General features: G+C 35.7%; 15 protein-coding genes. 8 read left to right on the forward strand and 7 right to left on the reverse strand.

Annotated features, from left to right (window positions below):
* Window positions 1-42: 42 nt before the first annotated feature.
* Complete coding sequence (locus tag B154_RS0120415; RefSeq protein ID WP_018616213.1) at window positions 43-993, reverse strand: UDP-3-O-(3-hydroxymyristoyl)glucosamine N-acyltransferase; 951 nt, start codon at window positions 991-993, stop codon at window positions 43-45.
* 426 nt (window positions 994-1,419) lie between these two features.
* Here B154_RS0120415 and B154_RS0120420 point away from each other — a divergent pair, with 426 nt between their 5' ends.
* Window positions 1,420-2,010, forward strand: coding sequence for a pseudouridine synthase (locus B154_RS0120420; RefSeq protein ID WP_018616215.1), 591 nt, complete (start codon window positions 1,420-1,422; stop codon window positions 2,008-2,010).
* A 111-nt stretch (window positions 2,011-2,121) separates the two neighbouring features.
* Here B154_RS0120420 and B154_RS0120425 read toward each other — a convergent pair whose 3' ends face one another.
* The 3 genes from B154_RS0120425 to B154_RS0120435 all read right to left on the reverse strand — a co-directional run bounded on the left by B154_RS0120425 (window position 2,122) and on the right by B154_RS0120435 (window position 5,355).
* The gene (locus B154_RS0120425; protein WP_018616217.1) at window positions 2,122-3,204 is read right to left on the reverse strand and encodes an ABC transporter permease; all 1,083 of its coding nucleotides are present in this window, start codon (window positions 3,202-3,204) and stop codon (window positions 2,122-2,124) included.
* 169 nt (window positions 3,205-3,373) lie between these two features.
* Window positions 3,374-4,519 carry a glycosyltransferase gene (locus tag B154_RS0120430; protein WP_018616219.1) on the reverse strand — a complete coding sequence of 382 codons (1,146 nt, stop codon included), beginning with the start codon at window positions 4,517-4,519 and terminating at the stop codon, window positions 3,374-3,376.
* Window positions 4,520-4,539: 20 nt separating this feature from the next.
* Window positions 4,540-5,355: an alpha/beta fold hydrolase gene (locus B154_RS0120435; RefSeq protein ID WP_157580895.1), complete on the reverse strand. Its 816-nt coding sequence runs from the start codon at window positions 5,353-5,355 to the stop codon at window positions 4,540-4,542.
* A gap of 302 nt (window positions 5,356-5,657) precedes the next feature.
* Here B154_RS0120435 and B154_RS0120440 point away from each other — a divergent pair, with 302 nt between their 5' ends.
* From B154_RS0120440 to B154_RS0120455, 4 genes are all read left to right on the forward strand, one after another.
* On the forward strand, window positions 5,658-6,107 hold the full coding sequence (locus tag B154_RS0120440) for a MarR family winged helix-turn-helix transcriptional regulator (protein WP_018616222.1): 450 nt from the start codon (window positions 5,658-5,660) through the stop codon (window positions 6,105-6,107).
* Window positions 6,108-6,165: 58 nt separating this feature from the next.
* Window positions 6,166-7,953: an acyl-CoA dehydrogenase family protein gene (locus tag B154_RS0120445; protein ID WP_018616223.1), complete on the forward strand. Its 1,788-nt coding sequence runs from the start codon at window positions 6,166-6,168 to the stop codon at window positions 7,951-7,953.
* A gap of 183 nt (window positions 7,954-8,136) precedes the next feature.
* A complete protein-coding gene (locus tag B154_RS0120450; RefSeq protein WP_018616224.1) occupies window positions 8,137-10,218 on the forward strand; it encodes a tetratricopeptide repeat-containing sensor histidine kinase in 2,082 nt (693 codons plus the stop codon).
* Window positions 10,219-10,302: 84 nt separating this feature from the next.
* Window positions 10,303-11,463, forward strand: coding sequence for an N-acetylmuramoyl-L-alanine amidase family protein (locus tag B154_RS0120455; protein ID WP_018616226.1), 1,161 nt, complete (start codon window positions 10,303-10,305; stop codon window positions 11,461-11,463).
* Here B154_RS0120455 and pgl read toward each other — a convergent pair.
* On the reverse strand, window positions 11,453-12,187 hold the full coding sequence (gene pgl, locus B154_RS0120460; RefSeq protein WP_018616227.1) for a 6-phosphogluconolactonase: 735 nt from the start codon (window positions 12,185-12,187) through the stop codon (window positions 11,453-11,455). The genes B154_RS0120455 and pgl overlap by 11 nt on opposite strands.
* Window positions 12,188-12,322: 135 nt before the next feature.
* On the opposite strand from pgl, the gene B154_RS29255 reads away from it, so the two are divergent.
* Window positions 12,323-13,306 carry a glycosyltransferase gene (locus B154_RS29255; protein ID WP_169337683.1) on the forward strand — a complete coding sequence of 328 codons (984 nt, stop codon included), beginning with the start codon at window positions 12,323-12,325 and terminating at the stop codon, window positions 13,304-13,306.
* A 19-nt stretch (window positions 13,307-13,325) separates the two neighbouring features.
* Here B154_RS29255 and meaB read toward each other — a convergent pair whose 3' ends face one another.
* The gene (gene meaB, locus B154_RS0120470; RefSeq protein ID WP_033412189.1) at window positions 13,326-14,213 is read right to left on the reverse strand and encodes a methylmalonyl Co-A mutase-associated GTPase MeaB; all 888 of its coding nucleotides are present in this window, start codon (window positions 14,211-14,213) and stop codon (window positions 13,326-13,328) included.
* A 44-nt stretch (window positions 14,214-14,257) separates the two neighbouring features.
* Between meaB and B154_RS0120475 the strand changes: the two genes are divergently transcribed.
* Window positions 14,258-15,055: a glycosyltransferase family 2 protein gene (locus B154_RS0120475; protein WP_018616232.1), complete on the forward strand. Its 798-nt coding sequence runs from the start codon at window positions 14,258-14,260 to the stop codon at window positions 15,053-15,055.
* Window positions 15,056-15,058: 3 nt separating this feature from the next.
* On the opposite strand, the gene B154_RS0120480 is transcribed toward B154_RS0120475, so the two are convergent.
* The gene (locus B154_RS0120480; RefSeq protein WP_018616234.1) at window positions 15,059-15,931 is read right to left on the reverse strand and encodes a glycosyltransferase family protein; all 873 of its coding nucleotides are present in this window, start codon (window positions 15,929-15,931) and stop codon (window positions 15,059-15,061) included.
* A 102-nt stretch (window positions 15,932-16,033) separates the two neighbouring features.
* On the opposite strand from B154_RS0120480, the gene B154_RS0120485 reads away from it, so the two are divergent.
* Window positions 16,034-16,672, forward strand: coding sequence for an LON peptidase substrate-binding domain-containing protein (locus B154_RS0120485; RefSeq protein WP_018616235.1), 639 nt, complete (start codon window positions 16,034-16,036; stop codon window positions 16,670-16,672).
* Window positions 16,673-16,715 lie beyond the last annotated feature (43 nt).

The raw sequence follows: 16,715 nt of genomic DNA on the forward strand, positions 1-16,715 counted from the left end.
TGCAGGTTTTTTAGGAACATTTTTAAATAACTTCTCTCATATTTATTTTGTCTCCATCACTTTCTTCCATAACTCCGGTATACGTTTTATCCATATAAGTTCCTTCTTTTTGGTAAGAGCATCTTCAGAAGGAGAGCCCCAATAAACTTTACCTTCTTCCAGGTCTTTGCCAACACCGCTCTGAGCAAGAACGGTAACATTATTTGCTATAGTTAATGTTTTACTAACTCCAACCTGTCCCCATAATGTGACCCCATCTTTCAATGTTGTTCCACCGGCAATAGCAACCTGGGCAGCAAACAAACAGTTTTTGCCAATTACCACATCATGACCGATATGAACCATATTATCCATTTTTGTCCCTGCGCCTATTCTTGTTTCGGCAGTTACTCCACGATCTATAGTGCAACCTGCTCCTATCTCCACAAAATCCTCTATTATAACATTTCCGCAACTTTGCATTCTCTTATACCAGGTGCCACGACTCTTTTTTGTGTTATAATAAAAGGCATCACTACCTACAACAGTTCCGGCTTGTATAACAACATTATTACCTATAGTTGTATAATCAAGCACAGTAACATTTGGATGTATTATGCAGTCTTTTCCTATAGTAACATGGTTACCTATAAATGCATTTGGCATAATGACAGAACCTTCTCCTATAGTTGCAGAATCACTTATACACATGCGGGAGGGAGTGAAGGGTCGGAAGTGGTTTACAATTTTTAAATATGCTTCAAAAGGTTCATTTACAATTAGTAGTGCCTTGCCTTCAGGTATAGCAACTTTTGTTGTATTAATAATAATAAATGTAGCTGCACTATTTAAACATTTATCATAGTATTTTGGATGGTCAACAAAGCAAAGGTCTCCACTTTCAACACGATGTATCTCATTAATTCCGGTAGCTGATGCTGCAGTATTTCCCAGTACTTGAGCACCTATTAATTCAGCCATCCACACTATAGAAACAGGAGAAGGAAATTTCATATTTAAATGATTTTGGTAAAGATAATATTGATGCGTTGCTAATCTTTTTTAATAAATGCAATTATCACAGAGCCATCTCTATTAATAACAAAGTTCATAAAGAAACATTTTTATTATGAACAATAAAAAGATTACAAACAAGCAGAAATAAGAAGGATGAGAAATGGAAATAATAGCCGGAGCATATTATTTTATATGGTGCTTATGATTTTATTGTGATTGATGTCTTCAATGCAAATCAAGCTCTTTCATATCATATAGATTTAGTAGTCTTATTAACAGAAAAATTAAAAATGTGTATAAAATTTTTAAAGAAATTTTTTGCATTAGGCAAAACAATTTTTAATATTGTGTAAGGAAATTTATTTCCTTGTACTTACTAACCCATTCATATAGCAAAGCCTGGTTTTTAACCGGGCTTTTTTTATGTTTATGCACCGCTACTTTATCATTTATAAACCTTACCATGTTCTTACACAGTTCTCGTCAGAGGATCGTAAAACTACATTGAAAGAGCACTTTAATGTTCCCAAAGATGTGTACCCTGTTGGCCGGTTAGATTATGACAGTGAGGGCTTGCTGATACTTACTAATGATGCCTCACTTAATCATCGATTACTAAATCCACAATACAAGCATGAGCGTGAATATTGGGTGCAGGTTGAGGGATCTATAACTAAACAAGCGATTGATGATTTGAGAAAAGGTGTAGTCATTTCAATAGATGGAAAACAACATAAAACGTTGCCCTGCAAAGCCTATTCATTTACTGAGCCTCCAACTGTTTTTGAAAGACATCCACCTATACGCTTTAGGAAAAATATACCTGTAAGTTGGATTAGTCTTACACTTATCGAAGGTAAGAACAGGCAGGTAAGAAGGATGACGGCTAAAGTTGGATTTCCTACATTGAGATTAATAAGATACAGGATACAAAAACTGACATTGGCGGATATGCGACCAGGTGAAATGAAAGAACTGACTAAAGAGGAAATTTACGAGGCATTGTTTACATAATTCATCTTTATGGAGTAATAAATTCAGTAATGAATATTATAAGAATATTGCAACATTAAGAAGAAAGTTTTAGGACAAAACTTACAAAAAAACTAAAGGGGTTATCTTTCTTTATACCCTTCCTCTTACATTCAATGCATCGCGTAATCCATTGCCTAACATATTAAAAGCAAGCACTAAAATCATAATAGCAATACCGGGAGCTAATGCAAGCGCAGGGTTGTGAGTGATGATGAAATTATAATTTTCTTTAATCATCAAACCCCAACTTGGCTGTGGCGGCTGAACACCTACTCCCAAAAAACTTAAGCCTGCTTCAATAACAATTGCCGAAGCGAAATTGCTTGCAGCAATAACCATAACAGGGCCAAGAATATTAGGAAGAATATGAAAAAAAATTGTACGCGTATTAGAATATCCTAATGCTCTTGTTGCTTCTATATACTCAAGCTCTCTTACGGCCATCACCTGTCCACGAACAAGCCTTGCTACATTTACCCACATTGTTAAACCTACAGCTATAAAAACCTGCAAAAATCCTTTCCCCAATAATAAGGTTAACGCAAACACCAATAATAAAGTCGGTATACTCCAGATAACATTTATAAACCACATAATTATATCATCTGTCCAACCATTAAAATAGCCGGCTAAAGAACCAAGCATAATACCTAATAATAAGGATATAGTAACTGCAATTAAACCCACACTGAGGCTTACTCTAATACCCACTATTAGCCTGCTTAATATATCTCGTCCAAACTTGTCTGAACCTAATAAAAACGTTCTTGTAGTTATATAACTATCCTCCAGTTGGCCTACATGAAATGATTGTCTTTCTTCTAATCCTTCATCTATATATTTCTCAACAATTATACTATCTTTTATTCTTTTATAACCGGTTATAGGAAGTAAATCATACTGCTCTTCTTTGCCATTTAAAAGCCTCTGAAGAAAAGAGGTTTTCTCAACTTGAGCATTTCTTACTTTTAAAAATTGCATTGTAAAGCCTGGTTTTTTTCCACCAATTTCAACTGTCATTTGGTTTGCATTAGGAGTATGGTCAGGGGCAATGAAATAGGCAAAAAAAGCAATAACAAATGAGAGCGATATAACGACCAATCCAAACATTGCTCCTTTATTTGTTAAAAGACGTTTTACAAAAGTTTTAGTATATGAATCAGTGAAAGACATGTTTTCAAAAATACAAGAAAGAAGATTGAAAGTAAAGAGAAAGATAATAGTTGACAGATAAGGTTTTATAGAGAAGATGACGCGGCAAGTACATTATAATGGTTGGTGTTAAGCGCAACCAAGGTATTCAAAAACAGGGAAGCAGTTTTTGAAATAAGCTCGAATAGCTTTATCTAACAACTCTTCCCTTCCAGGTATATTTACCAAACTTGCCTAACCAGCCCGCAACAATGGTATATAAGATATGAAATGGTTGCATTAAAGGAAACCATAATAATAATTTTTGTTCTCCGAAAAACTTTGCAACAGGAACCATAAATCTTAACTCTATGATTGTCTTCGCCGCAATCATTGCTAACCAATACCACCAAACATTTCTATACCAGATAGAGGCAAAGGGTAACAGAATAAATGAAAGATTAAACAGGTAAATGAAAATAAGTACAAAGAATATTCTTTTATCGTCAAACTTATCTGCTTTGCTTGCCCACCGTATTCTTTGATTAAAAAATTTTTCCCATGTTTCCATTGGCTCCGTTGCTACAATTGATTTGGAGGAAAACAAGAAATGAACCTTTGTTTTATACCTAACGTAGATCTTATGCATTAACAGCATATCATCCCCGCTTGCTATATTGTCAATGCCTTTAAAACCACCCACTTCATAAAAAACCTTTTTGTTATAAGCGAGATTTGCACCGTTACACATACTATGAAAACCATGATGCACCGAAGCTGCTGTAATGCCCTGCAGACTCATAAAATCAAGACATTGAAAAATGGATACAAATGAACCTGTGTTAGTAAACGTTACAGGCGCAGCTACAAAAACCGATTTGTTTTTTTGTATAAAATTATCAAAATTCATAAGCCATTCTTTGGTAACAGTACAATCAGCATCTGTTGTTACAATCCACTCACCTTTTGCTTGTTCTATGGCGAGTTCAATAGCTTTTTTCTTATAACTGTTCAACTGTTTTTGATGTAATAACTTTTCAAGTTGTATAAGATGAAGATTTGAAAATTGCTGTTGAATTGTTTGTATTATACCTGCTGTATTGTCTGTTGAATAATCATCTGCCACGATTACTTCAAATAAATGTGGAGGATAGTTTTGCGTAAGAACCATTTCAAGACATGCACCAATATGTTCTTCTTCATTGCGTGCGGGAATGATTACAGAAAAAAAAGTGGAAGGTCGCGTGTCAGGCGAAGGAGTGAATGGCTTTATTTTTAAAAACCACCGGCGGTAGTTTTCTATAAGTAAAGCATGACCTAGCAGCAGCACTATAATGAATATCAGGATAAAAGCCATTTAAGCAAAGAAAACAAGATTTAGCCATTTATCAATTTTGCTATTTCATCAGCATGCACTTCACTAAGTAGATGATGTCCTGAATCAACGATTTTTACCGAGACAAACTTTTCAATTCCTGCTTTAAATTTTTCACCATCCGTATAAGGAATAATATTATCATATTTGCCAAACAGCATTTTTACCGTGATGCTATATTTTTTTATTAATCGTTTTAGTTTGTTAAGAGAAGGTTTAAACTTTTGCATTGAAATATACCTGTGGTAAAAGTTTATTCTGTGCTCTTCGTTGTGAAGATAATAACCAAGAAAATCAGCAAGGCTTCGATGAATGATATGTAAATCTTCAGCTTTGCGAAGAATATAAGAAACCCAGGCAGCATTATGAATGGTATAATTAATAAGTTTATTGCCGACCCAAGTTTCACTTGCCATCCACCGCCAGAAATTAAAACTTAAACCGTCAGGCGCCAACAGTATCAGACGTTCCACTTCTTGCGGCATAAGTTGGGCCAGGTGCAAAGCAATGCGACCTCCCATGCTAAAACCGAGTAGACTGTATTTAATGTTTTCTTTATCTAAATCACTTCTGATCTGCCTGATGAATTGCTGTAAATACTTCGGCTTTAAAACAATCTCATCTTTCCATTCGGTGCGACCGTGAAAAGGAACATCAATTGCTATGATAGTAAAGGCGCTTCCTAATCTTTTTTCTAAAATATAAAATGTATCGCTTTCTCTTCCATAGCCATGAAAGCAAAACAACAATTTAGCTCCACTACCAAATTGACGGTAATGAACGTTTGAGTTTTTAAAGGTTATATAATGACTTTTCATGACCTTGATACAGAGGTTTGGTAAATTATGCAAAAACGGTGCTAATACTTCAGGCACAAAAGTGTTTAAGAAAGGTAAAAAATAAATATCGCTGATTTTTTGTTGCCGCAAAAAGGTGCGACCCAAGGAAGCTCAATAAGAATTTAACTGGTGGAAACAAAGAAATTACTATGTAAATAAGTAGGAATGCCGATAAAGATTTTAAAAGTTTTTGGTAAAAAATTATGAAAATAATTAATTGAAAAAATGCCGAGAGGGAAAGAAAATTGTTTAACTTCGGAATTAGTTGCATAACTAACTATATGCCTTATAACGAGTTTAAAAGAGGGGAGCTATACAGTTTTATAACAGGTATGGCGTCTACTGCGGTAGCAAGAAGATTACAAAAAAATTTTAAGCAAGCAGGCATTGAAATAACGATAGAGCAATGGAGCGTTTTGTACCATTTGTGGAAAGAGGATGGTCTTAGTCAGCAGGAATTGTGTAGCCGAAGCTTCAGAGATAAACCAAGTATTACAAGGCTTGTCGATAACCTTGAAAAACTGAAGCTTGTAAAAAGGGTGCCTTCAAAAGAGGACCGGCGTATAAATCTTGTTTATTTAACAGAAGCCGCCCGAAAGCTACAGGAAGAAACGCTAAATATGGCCAATCAAACACTCAATGAGGCGTTGGAAGGTGTACGTAATGACGATATAGAAGTGTGCAAGGCAGTATTGCAAAAGGTGTATGATAATTTAACCCCCATTCCCTAGCGGGGTTCCCTTTAATAAATTTAAAACCATCCCTTCAAATGGGGCAAAACTTTATAGTATGGAAACATCGCAAACAACTGTTTTAAAAGGTGGGGAATGGCTTATCAAAGAAAGTTCTCCTTTTGAAACTTTTATACCTGAAGAATATACAGAAGAACAGCAAATGGTAAAAGACACGTGCTGCGATTTTTTGGATAATGAGATCATGCCCATTGCTGATAGAATTGACAAAATGGAGCAAGGCCTTATGCCGTCACTTCTGACTAAAGCAGGCGAACTGGGACTGTTGGGGGTATCGTTACCTGAGGAGTTTGGAGGGCTCGGGAAAGATTTTGTAACATCAACATTGGTAAGTGAAGCATTGGGTGGCGGCTTTAGTTTCTCGGTTGCTGCGTCTGCGCATACTGGTATTGGCACATTGCCCATACTATATTTTGGTACTGAAGAGCAAAAACAAAAATATGTTCCCAGGTTGGCATCGGGCGAATGGAAAGGTTCGTATGGATTAACTGAGCCAAATAGCGGCAGTGATGCATTGGGAGCTAAAACAACCGCCAGATTAAGCGAAGATGGAAAGCATTATTTATTGAACGGGCAGAAAATATGGATTACAAACGGAGGTTTTGCGGATGTATATACAGTATTCGCAAAAGTTGATGGAGATAAATTTACGGCCTTTATTATAGAAAGAGGTTTTGAAGGTTTTACCCGCGGGCAGGAGGAACATAAGATGGGTATTAAAGGTTCGTCTACAGTGCAATTGTATTTCCAGGATTGTAAAGTGCCTGTGGCAAACGTATTGGGCGAAATTGGTAAAGGACATATAATTGCTTTTAACATTCTAAACATTGGACGTTTAAAGCTCTGCGCCGCTACTGTTGGCGGTGCAAAAAGAGCGTTAGACATGTCACTAAAATACGCAATCACCCGCGAGCAGTTTAAACAACCAATAAGTAATTTCGGCGCAATAAAACATAAACTTGCAGAGGTGGCCTTGCGAGCATGGGCAGCAGAAAGCGCACTGTATCGCGTAGCTAAGTGGATTGATAACAAAGAAACAGAACTGGTAAACAACGGTAAACCTTTTAATGAAGCAGTGTTGGGCGCCGCAGAAGAATTTGCAATTGAGTGTGCAATACTAAAAGTACTGGGCAGCGAATTACTGGATTTTGCAGTAGATGAAGGCGTGCAAATTCATGGGGGAAATGGATATAGCGATGAATACATGATTTCAAGAGCGTACCGTGATAGCAGGATTAACAGGATATATGAAGGAACCAATGAAATTAATCGTTTGCTTATTGTGGACATGATGTTAAAACGTTCTATGAAAGGTCGTCTTAACTTAATGGGGCCCGCGATGAGCATTCAAAAAGAACTAATGAGTATTCCTGATTTTGGTGTTGAAGATGAGGAACTATTTTCAAAGGAGCTGAAGGCAATTGCCAACTTTAAGAAGGCAATATTAATGACAGCAGGTGCTGCCGTACAAAAGTTTATGGCGAAGCTGGAAAGCGAACAGGAAATAATCATTAACATTTCTAATATGGCTATTGAAACATTTACTGCAGAAAGTGCTTTAATGCGGGTAATAAAGCTGGCTTCAATTAAGGGTGAAGCAGCCATTCAATATGAAACTGATATGATGAGGACTTATTTGACAGATGCGGCAGACAAAATAAATAAATATGGAAAAGATGCTGTGAATGCATTTGCAGAAGGTGATGAACAAAAAATGATGCTTTTAGGAATTAAACGATTCACAAAAACAGAACCTTATAATACCAAAGCTGCAAGAAGAAGAATAGCTGAAAGACTGATATCAGAGGGAAGGTACGCGCTGTAAAAAGACACGTAAATCGTCTTATGACATGTTGGATACCCCATAATCGTTTTTTACAATATTTATTTATTTTATAATGCAATAATTCAAGAATATATCAGTTTTAATAGGTATAACGTTTTGGCATATTTCGCCCTAAAACTTATAAAAGTTTAGACCTATTTTTAATATCAACAGAAATTTTTAATGATTTTTCATAAGAAACCATCTTTTTTAATTCGAAAAAGATGGCCTCCTATTTCAATCAATTGTATTGCTGTCATCCTTCTATTTGCAGCCTGTTCAAATGTTCAGAGTATTCGTTTTGACAATGAAGATGAAAAATATATTAATCAGTTGCTGGAAAAAGCTTCTCAAAAATCAGATACAGGTAAAATAGATGCAGGTTTACACTATTTAGACTCTGCAATTGCTGAAAGAAAATTGAATGTGAGGGAGAAGTTTAAAGTACTGAGTTTTAAATGCGGCTACTATTACCGGTTAAAAGATTCAGAGAATGCAATGTTGTATGCGGATAGCATGATGTGCCTCGTTGCAAAGAATGATCCGGAAAAATTCCAAAAAGAATATTCTTTAGCCAATTATTCAAAAGGAGATATTTTGTTGTTGATGAATAAATCAACCGAAGCGTATACGCATTATTACAAGGCTCGCTTTATTGGAAGAAATTCATTGGACTCGTGTACCCTGGGCGAATACAGTTATAGGATTGCCATGTTACTATTTCAGCAGAAAAGATTTACTGAAGCTGCAGAAAATTTTAAGCAGGCATACATTGAAACAAATAAATGCGACGATGATTTCGTAAACTATTTTAGACGGCAGGAATTATTGAATAATACAGGCTTAAGCTTTCAAAAAGCAGGCATGGATGACAGCGCGCTTGTCTATTTTAATAAAGCTCTTACATACATAACTAAACATGATGGCAAATTCGTCAATAAACTTTTTTTTAATGATATAGCAAAGGGTGTTGTATATCATGGCCAGGGTGAGACTTTTGTACATAAAGGCTATTATAAGCAGGCCGAAAATGTTTTGAAAAAAAGTATTGAAATAAATTCTAAAAAGGGTTACGATGATGGTGATGCGCAGTTGACAATGCTTGTGCTGGCTAACTTGTACTATAAAACGAATAATATTGATGGCTTAAACTTCTGGCTAAAACAAGCAAGGCAAAGTATGGACTCCATTAAAAACGTGGCAGCGGAGATGGAGTGGAACAGGTTGATGTGGAAGTATTATGAAACCACCAGCTTCGTAAATAAATCCTACCAGTATTTAAAAGCTTTTACCCAACTGCAGGACTCAGTTCAAAAAAGTGGTTCTCTCAATTCTTCAAACGTAAGCGAGCAAATAAAGATTATAGACAGTGAGAATGAGATAAAAAATTTGCAAAACGAAAATCAGGTTAAAAATCTTTATATCCTTCTTTTCATTGTAGTAACTACTCTTGCTGCAGTTATAATTTTGTTTTCTTTATTTATTCTCAGGAATACCAGAAAAAATATTAAGCAACTTGAGGGACTCAATAAGCAGATAGAACAACAAAAGTCTACTCTTGAAAAAACACTTTCGCAACTGGAAGAAAAGAACAAGGAAAAGGATAAAATTTTAAAAGTAGTTGCTCACGACCTTAGATCACCCCTTGCTTCTGTCTCTATGGTTACAGAAATGATTCTTGACGAAAAGTGTGAAGGCAGCCGGGAAGAGATGATCAAACTAATAAAGGTATCTGCAGATAATTCACTTAACCTTATTAATGAAATATTGGAAGCTGCGGGCATGGAAAACAACACAAAATCGTCAAAGGGGAAAACAAACGTTAATAACCTTTTGAAAAATTCGGTGGAATTACTTCGTTTTAAAGCAGCCGAAAAACAACAAAAACTTATATTATTTCCGTCAGAAACTAATAAAGATATCCTAATAAATAAAGAAAAAATAGCAAGGGTACTAAATAATCTTATTACAAATGCAATTAAATTCAGTGGTATTGGTTCTTCTATCGAAGTGAAAGCTATTCAAAAAGATACCTCATTGCAAATTGTAGTGCAAGACTATGGAATTGGTATACCCGAAAATTTAAAAAATAAAGTATTTAATATGTTTACCGAGGCAAAGCGAATGGGAACATCGGGTGAAAGACCTTTTGGATTAGGCTTATCAATATGTAAACAAATAGTAGAAGCACATGAAGGTAGTATTTGGTTTGAAAGTGAACCTGGCAAAGGAACAGCTTTTTTTGTCGAACTAAAGGGCGTATGACTTATTAATACTATAACCGGATTATGGTCAAAACCTGTAGAGCTTTCAATTATCTCTTTAATTATTTATCTTCATTGTATGAGAATGATGGCTATTATTTTTTTGCTGACTACTTTTACCACAGCTGCACAAAAGCAAAATGATAGCTTTCTTCTTGCCAGAACTTCAGCCAGGCTTGCTATGCTTGCTTATAGCCTTGGTGAAGACCGTTTTGGCAGTGCTAAACTTGGTTATCTTGATACTTCTGTACTTCTTAAAATTACAGATTCATCCAAACAATTGTATCATGTGCAATTGTCAAAGTCACATAAGGCTTACATTAATAAGAGTGACATCAGAATCGATACTTCAACCACAGATCGTCCATTTTATCTAACAAGCTCTTTCAGTGTAAAAGGCGATGAACTATACGATTATGTAAATATTTCGCTCGACGAGAAGTTGCCTTATAAAAGTTGGATGGAAGTTAATCCTGCAAAAATATTCCTTGAAGTATATGGCGTTCAAAGCAACACGAACTGGATAACACAATTAAGGAGTGTAAAAGAAATAAAAGAAGTCTACTTTAACCAGACCGAAGATGATGTTGTAAAAGTAACAATAGAATTGAAGCACAAACAACATTGGGGATACTCAGTTTATTACAACAAAAACAAGCTGTGTGTACGAATACGCCGCCGCCCTTCAACTTTAAAAGTAAACAAACTTCTAATTGCCGTTGATGCGGGCCACGGTGGCAGCAATGACGGCGCTGTGGGTGTTACGGGCAAAGGGCTTGAAAAAACCTATACACTACGTTTTGCCAACGAACTGGAAAAGTATCTTAAGAAAAAAGGAGCTGCCGTTTTTATGACCCGGACGTCTGATACTACCATCGATAACATTGATCGTGTTTTAATGTTACAGGATGCCATGCCCGATGTATTAATTAGCCTGCACTTCAACTCATCAACAAATGCAGATGTAAAGGGGGCAAGTACTTATTATAAACATATTGGTTTCAGGTCTCTTTCAACTGCAATTCTAAATCGTTTATTACAGCTTGACGTGAGTGAGTTTGGAAATATTGGCAGTTATAATTACACATTAAATGCACCCACTGATTTTCCAAATACGCTAGTAGAAGCTGCTTTTTTAAGCGATGCCGAAGATGAGAAAAAAATTGTTAACCCAAGGTTTCAAAAGGCCGTTGCTAAAAAAATATATAAAGGGATAAAAGACTGGCTAAAGAGTGTTAAGGAATAAGACGAATGAGTTTTCCTGCAGCTCCTTCATCTAAAAACCAATGCACTGGTTTATCTGCTGTTTGAATTAATTGGGCTGGATATTTTTCCGGGTCGTATTTGCCTTTTAGTGCGTGCTGTACGGCATCCTGCTTACTTTTTCCTGTCACAAGAAAGGCAGTTTCCTTAGAGGCGTTTATTACAGGGCTGGTGAGAGTAATTCTGTATAGATCTTCCTCTTTATTATAAACTGGTATTACCCATGCCGTCTTTTCATTATTTTCATTATTACCGGGAAATAATGAGAGTGTATTTCCGTTTTTTCCCATTCCTAAAATAGCAAGATCAAATGTTGTTGTCTCGTTGTCAAAGTAGGTGTGCAGCAAGTCCTCATATTGCCTTGCCGATTTATCAGGAGAAATATCTGTTCTTATAATGTGTATATGCTCTTTTGAAATTGGCACTTGTTGAAATAATGTTTTCTCCGTCATTTCAGCATTGCTGGTTTCATTTGACGAAGAAACGAGCTTTTCATCTCCCCAAAAGACATGTATTTTGTTCCAGTCTATTTTGTCTTTAAAATCAGAAGCGAGTATCTTATAAAAAAGTTTAGGTGTATCGCCTCCTGAAAAAGCTACCGTAAACCTTTCCCTCGACTTCAGTGTATCGATTACCTGTTCTGCGAACCACGCTGCAAAAGCTTGGCAGGTCTCCTTTTCATTTTTATATATATGAAGCTTCGGCATCTCCTACCGTTAAAATTCCTATTAATTTTAATCTAATATATAACAATCAAAAAACACGCCGAGGTGTTTTTGTATAATTACCGGAAATTAATCGATTGTAAACGGAAAAAGTCGGTATAAATTTGAATGTATCTATTGAGTAATAAGTGTGTAAAATACCAGGATGACCTACTAATGAAAAATGAAATGAATGAGCATAGGAAAATATCGGTTGTTATGTGCACCTACAATGGAAGTAAATTTATAGATGAGCAAATAACTTCTATTTTAAACCAGGAATATGAGAATTTTGAATTAGTTATCGTAGATGATCATTCTATTGATGACACATGGAAAAAATTGCAGGCGTGGCAAGAAAAAAGCAATCTAATTACAATATATAAAAATCAAAGTAATCTGGGTTATAATAAAAATTTTGAAAAAGCCATCCTGCTTGCTTCCGGCGATTTTATAGCTATATCTGACCAGGATGATATCTGGCTGCCGCAGAAGCTGACCAAACTTTTGCAACCTTTTAATGACGAAAAGATTGTTCTTGCTCATAACCGGTCAGTAAGATTGGAAAATGGGCGGCTAAGGTTTAAAAGCGCGCAGTTGCACTATCATTTCGAAGGCAACGATACCCGCAAACTGTTCATGTTTAACCAGGTAAACGGACATGATATGATGTTTAGACAAGAACTAGTGAATAAATTTGTTCCTATACCCAAAGGGATGATGTACGATTGGTGGATTGCTGTAACAGCTACTTGCTATGGCAAAATAGCATCAGTAAATGAATTTCTTGTTTATCATAGAATACATAGTGAAAATAGCTTTTTCAGTAAGAATGCAGCTTCGAAGAAAAAAGAATTGGATTTGGAAGATTCTCTAAAGTTATTCTCCACAATAAAAGAACTTAAAGAGGAAAGCAAAACTTACCTTACTGCATTTTTAGAGCTGGTGACAAGACATAACAAACAAGAAAAAGGATTTGATTTTAAATTATTTCAATTTTTATATAGAGACAGGAAAATTGTTTTTGGTCATAAAAAACGAATGTTTCCTGATGTCTCTTATTTAAAATATGCAATCAAATATGCAAAGATGAATTTTAAAAACAAAGGAGTTTCTTTTTAGAAAGCATTTAGCTGTTATACTACTTCTTATTACTTAAAAAGGCATAAAGATTTGTTACTGCATTTCGCTTTATCTCGTCAAAAAGCTGTTGTTTATTTACATCTTTCATTCTTCTCTTTTGTATAAGATAATATGCCTTTTCAGCGAGAAGAAAATACTTCTTATCCGAAATATGTACCTGGTGTATTTTCTTTCTTACTGATGCAAACAGTTCGGCAATACCCTTTTTTTCTGTTGCAACTGTTTTTAAAATATCTATTGCCTCATGACTTTTAAAAGCAGGAGCCCACATCATGCGGAGGTTTTTGATAAAGGTATCAGCATTAGGTCTGTCTGCTTTATTCACTACAAATATGTCTGCTATTTCCATGAGGCCGGCCTTCATGGTTTGTATTTCGTCGCCTGCCTCGGGTACTACCACAACAATAGTTGCATCGGCTAATCCTGCAATTTCTACTTCGCTTTGGCCGACACCTACCGTTTCAACAATAATATAGTCAAAGTTCGCAGCCTTCATTAAATCGGTTATCTCAATTATCATTGGGTGTAACCCTCCGAGGCTGCCTCTTGTTGCCAACGAACGAATAAAAACTGAAGGATGCGTGTACCATTGACTCATTCGAATTCTATCGCCTAATAAAGCGCCATAGTTAAAAGGAGAAGATGGATCAACACAAAGCACACCCACCGTCTTTCCTGCTTCTGTTATTTCCTGTATTAATGCATCTGTAATGGTGCTTTTGCCTGCGCCCGGTGGTCCCGTAATGCCTATTACAGGCACGGGAGGTAAGGGCAATTCAGACAGCAATTGCTCATATCCTTCTACTTCATTTTCAACCAGGGAAATCACTCTTGCCAGTGCTTTATAATTTCCCTTTTTTAATAATGCAATTTGCTGTTGTAGCATAATACGCAAACCTAAAGAGAAATAATAAAGGAATATAAAAGGTAATGGCAATTCAAAGTTTAATTTTGCATCTTCCCATGCGTAAAAATGAAATTTCAGTAGTAATAATTTGTAAAAACGCGGTTTCTACAATAGAAAAAGCAATACGATCGTCGCTAATGTTAGCAGACGATGTGGTAGTTGTAGATAGCGGAAGTACAGACGGAACACTGGAAAAAATATCAGCCGATAAAGCCAGGCTTATACAAATACAATGGAAAGGGTATGGCAACGCAAAAAATATTGGTAATGAAGGAGCTTTAAACGATTGGATACTAAGCCTGGATGCAGATGAATACATCGATGATACATTAATAAAAGCTATCCGACAATTTGAGCCGCAGCATAAAAACATGGTTGGTATTATAAAAAGACTGAACTACCTGGGCCAACAGCCAATGCAGTTTGGCGAATGGAGCAATGATATGGTAATAAGACTATTTAATAAAAATTTTGCTCATTGGGATATATCCGAGGTACATGAGAGATTGATCATCGATGCACCTGTCAACAAATTTAAGTTGAAGGGGCGAATCCATCATTATACATCACCCGACATTAGAACGTATCAAGTAAAACTGGAAAAATATGCCCTGCTTGCAGCAGAAAAATACCTTAAAAGCGGAAAGAAAGCTCCCTTGTACAAAATATATTTTTCACCTGTTTTCAGCTTTGTTCAAAACTATTTTTTAAAAATGGGTTTTTTAGATGGTAAAAAGGGTTTGCAAATAGCGCTGGCTCACTTTAACTATAATTATAAAAAATATAAGTTTTTAAAAGAGATCAGCAATCAGTCTTTTTGAAGGCTACCTCAGTATTTTGTAATTGGTAAAGGTAAATAATCGGACTCCCGTTAGTTTTTCAAAAAAATATAAAAGACGATTTTTAAAAGACATGTTTTTTTTCTTTGTATCCAGTTCAATATTCCAGTTCATATCTCCAATTCTTTTTTTCATTACTGAAGGGTGAGTGCCTGAAAATTTTTCTATTGAGTCAAATTCTTCAAAGTCAAACACATCTTCGGTTTTAATAAAAGACTCCCATTCTTCCTGGTCCATCCAATATCTGGAGGCATCTTTCATTTTTCTTTTCATTTGTACAGGGCTTTTTACCCAGCCATAATGATAAATGTATGCATCCACCGGTTTTACCCGCAGTTTCGTGTTTCCTTTTCTAAAACCCTGCGCGTCTTTATAAGCCTGAATACTTTTGTCGTTTCTGATTATTCTTATTTCGCGGTTATACCATTTTCTGCTGTCTCCCACATAATCATATGTACCATAAAAATGCAAGTATTTGAATAAAAGGCCCTCTACACGTACATCATCTTTGTATTTTGAGCAAGCTTCAAGTATCGACGGTAAATATTTTTCATGCACCACTTCATCTGCCTGAATGTAAAAAGCCCACGTGCTTTCTTTATCGACCAACTGAAAAGCTTTATTGGTTTCCACCGCAAGAACAGTTCCGCCTTTACGCAAAGACTTGTCCCATACGCTGTCAAATATCTTAATCTTTTCACTATTAATACTTTGCACCAATTCTTTGGTATTATCGCTGCTATCACCAACCAATACTATCATTTCATCTACAACCGGCAAAATAGAGGTAATAGCTTCCACTATAGGGTAATCGTTAATGATGGCATTTTTGATAATTGTGAAGCCGGAAATTTTCATTAACTTTTTTTATATTGTCAAAGAACGATTTTTTTTCTAACTCTGTAAATTTTTTGGCATTTGTGTTGATTAAAACCTATAGAAAAAATTATTAGAATCGATATGACCAATTTTATCCCGATATTTCCTTTAGGTATAGTTGTATTTCCCGGCGAAGACCTAAACCTGCATATATTTGAGCCCAGGTACAAGCAACTGATAACAGACTGTTTTGCTGAAGCAAAACCTTTTGGCATTCCCACTGTTTTAAAAAACGGGTTAAGTGAAAGAGGAACACTTGTAGAGGTAAAAGAGATAGTAGAAGTGTACGAAGATGGAAAGCTTGATATTAAAACCAAAGGTATTTCTGTTTTTAGAATTTTAGAAGTGGTAAAAAGCATTCCTGAAAAGTTGTATAGCGGGGCTATAGTAAATTACCCCATTAATGAGGAGCGGCAATTTACTCCCCTTTTAAGAAAAGTTGTAAAAAGTATCAGGGACTTGCATGATATTCTCAAATTGAATAAAAGATTTAATAAGCCGGATGACGAATTGTTGGCTTATGATATCGCGCATCATATTGGGTTGTCATTAGATGAAGAATACGAGTTACTGGGGCTGCTTCGCGAAGATCAACGCCTCGAATATATAAAACGGCATTTGAATAAGGTGTTGCCGGTGGTAAATGAAATGGAGGCCCTGAAGGAGCGGATAAAATTAAATGGCCATTTTAAAAATCTTTCAGGCAATTTTGATTTATAATGTTACTAAGTGTTTTACCGGATCACTTTTTAATCCGGTAAGT

The organism is Segetibacter koreensis DSM 18137 (genome assembly GCF_000374045.1).
Lineage (GTDB): Bacteria > Bacteroidota > Bacteroidia > Chitinophagales > Chitinophagaceae > Segetibacter > Segetibacter koreensis.

Coding starts and splice junctions, on each gene's coding strand:
- B154_RS0120415 (WP_018616213.1), bottom strand. CDS start 993: ATGAAATTTCCTTCTCCTGTTTCTATAGTGTGGATGGCTGAATTAATA.
- B154_RS0120420 (WP_018616215.1), top strand. CDS start 1,420: ATGTTTATGCACCGCTACTTTATCATTTATAAACCTTACCATGTTCTT.
- B154_RS0120425 (WP_018616217.1), bottom strand. CDS start 3,204: ATGTCTTTCACTGATTCATATACTAAAACTTTTGTAAAACGTCTTTTA.
- B154_RS0120430 (WP_018616219.1), bottom strand. CDS start 4,519: ATGGCTTTTATCCTGATATTCATTATAGTGCTGCTGCTAGGTCATGCT.
- B154_RS0120435 (WP_157580895.1), bottom strand. CDS start 5,355: ATGAAAAGTCATTATATAACCTTTAAAAACTCAAACGTTCATTACCGT.
- B154_RS0120440 (WP_018616222.1), top strand. CDS start 5,658: ATGCCTTATAACGAGTTTAAAAGAGGGGAGCTATACAGTTTTATAACA.
- B154_RS0120445 (WP_018616223.1), top strand. CDS start 6,166: ATGGAAACATCGCAAACAACTGTTTTAAAAGGTGGGGAATGGCTTATC.
- B154_RS0120450 (WP_018616224.1), top strand. CDS start 8,137: ATGATTTTTCATAAGAAACCATCTTTTTTAATTCGAAAAAGATGGCCT.
- B154_RS0120455 (WP_018616226.1), top strand. CDS start 10,303: ATGATGGCTATTATTTTTTTGCTGACTACTTTTACCACAGCTGCACAA.
- pgl (WP_018616227.1), bottom strand. CDS start 12,187: ATGCCGAAGCTTCATATATATAAAAATGAAAAGGAGACCTGCCAAGCT.
- meaB (WP_033412189.1), bottom strand. CDS start 14,213: ATGCTACAACAGCAAATTGCATTATTAAAAAAGGGAAATTATAAAGCA.
- B154_RS0120475 (WP_018616232.1), top strand. CDS start 14,258: ATGGCAATTCAAAGTTTAATTTTGCATCTTCCCATGCGTAAAAATGAA.
- B154_RS0120480 (WP_018616234.1), bottom strand. CDS start 15,931: ATGAAAATTTCCGGCTTCACAATTATCAAAAATGCCATCATTAACGAT.
- B154_RS0120485 (WP_018616235.1), top strand. CDS start 16,034: ATGACCAATTTTATCCCGATATTTCCTTTAGGTATAGTTGTATTTCCC.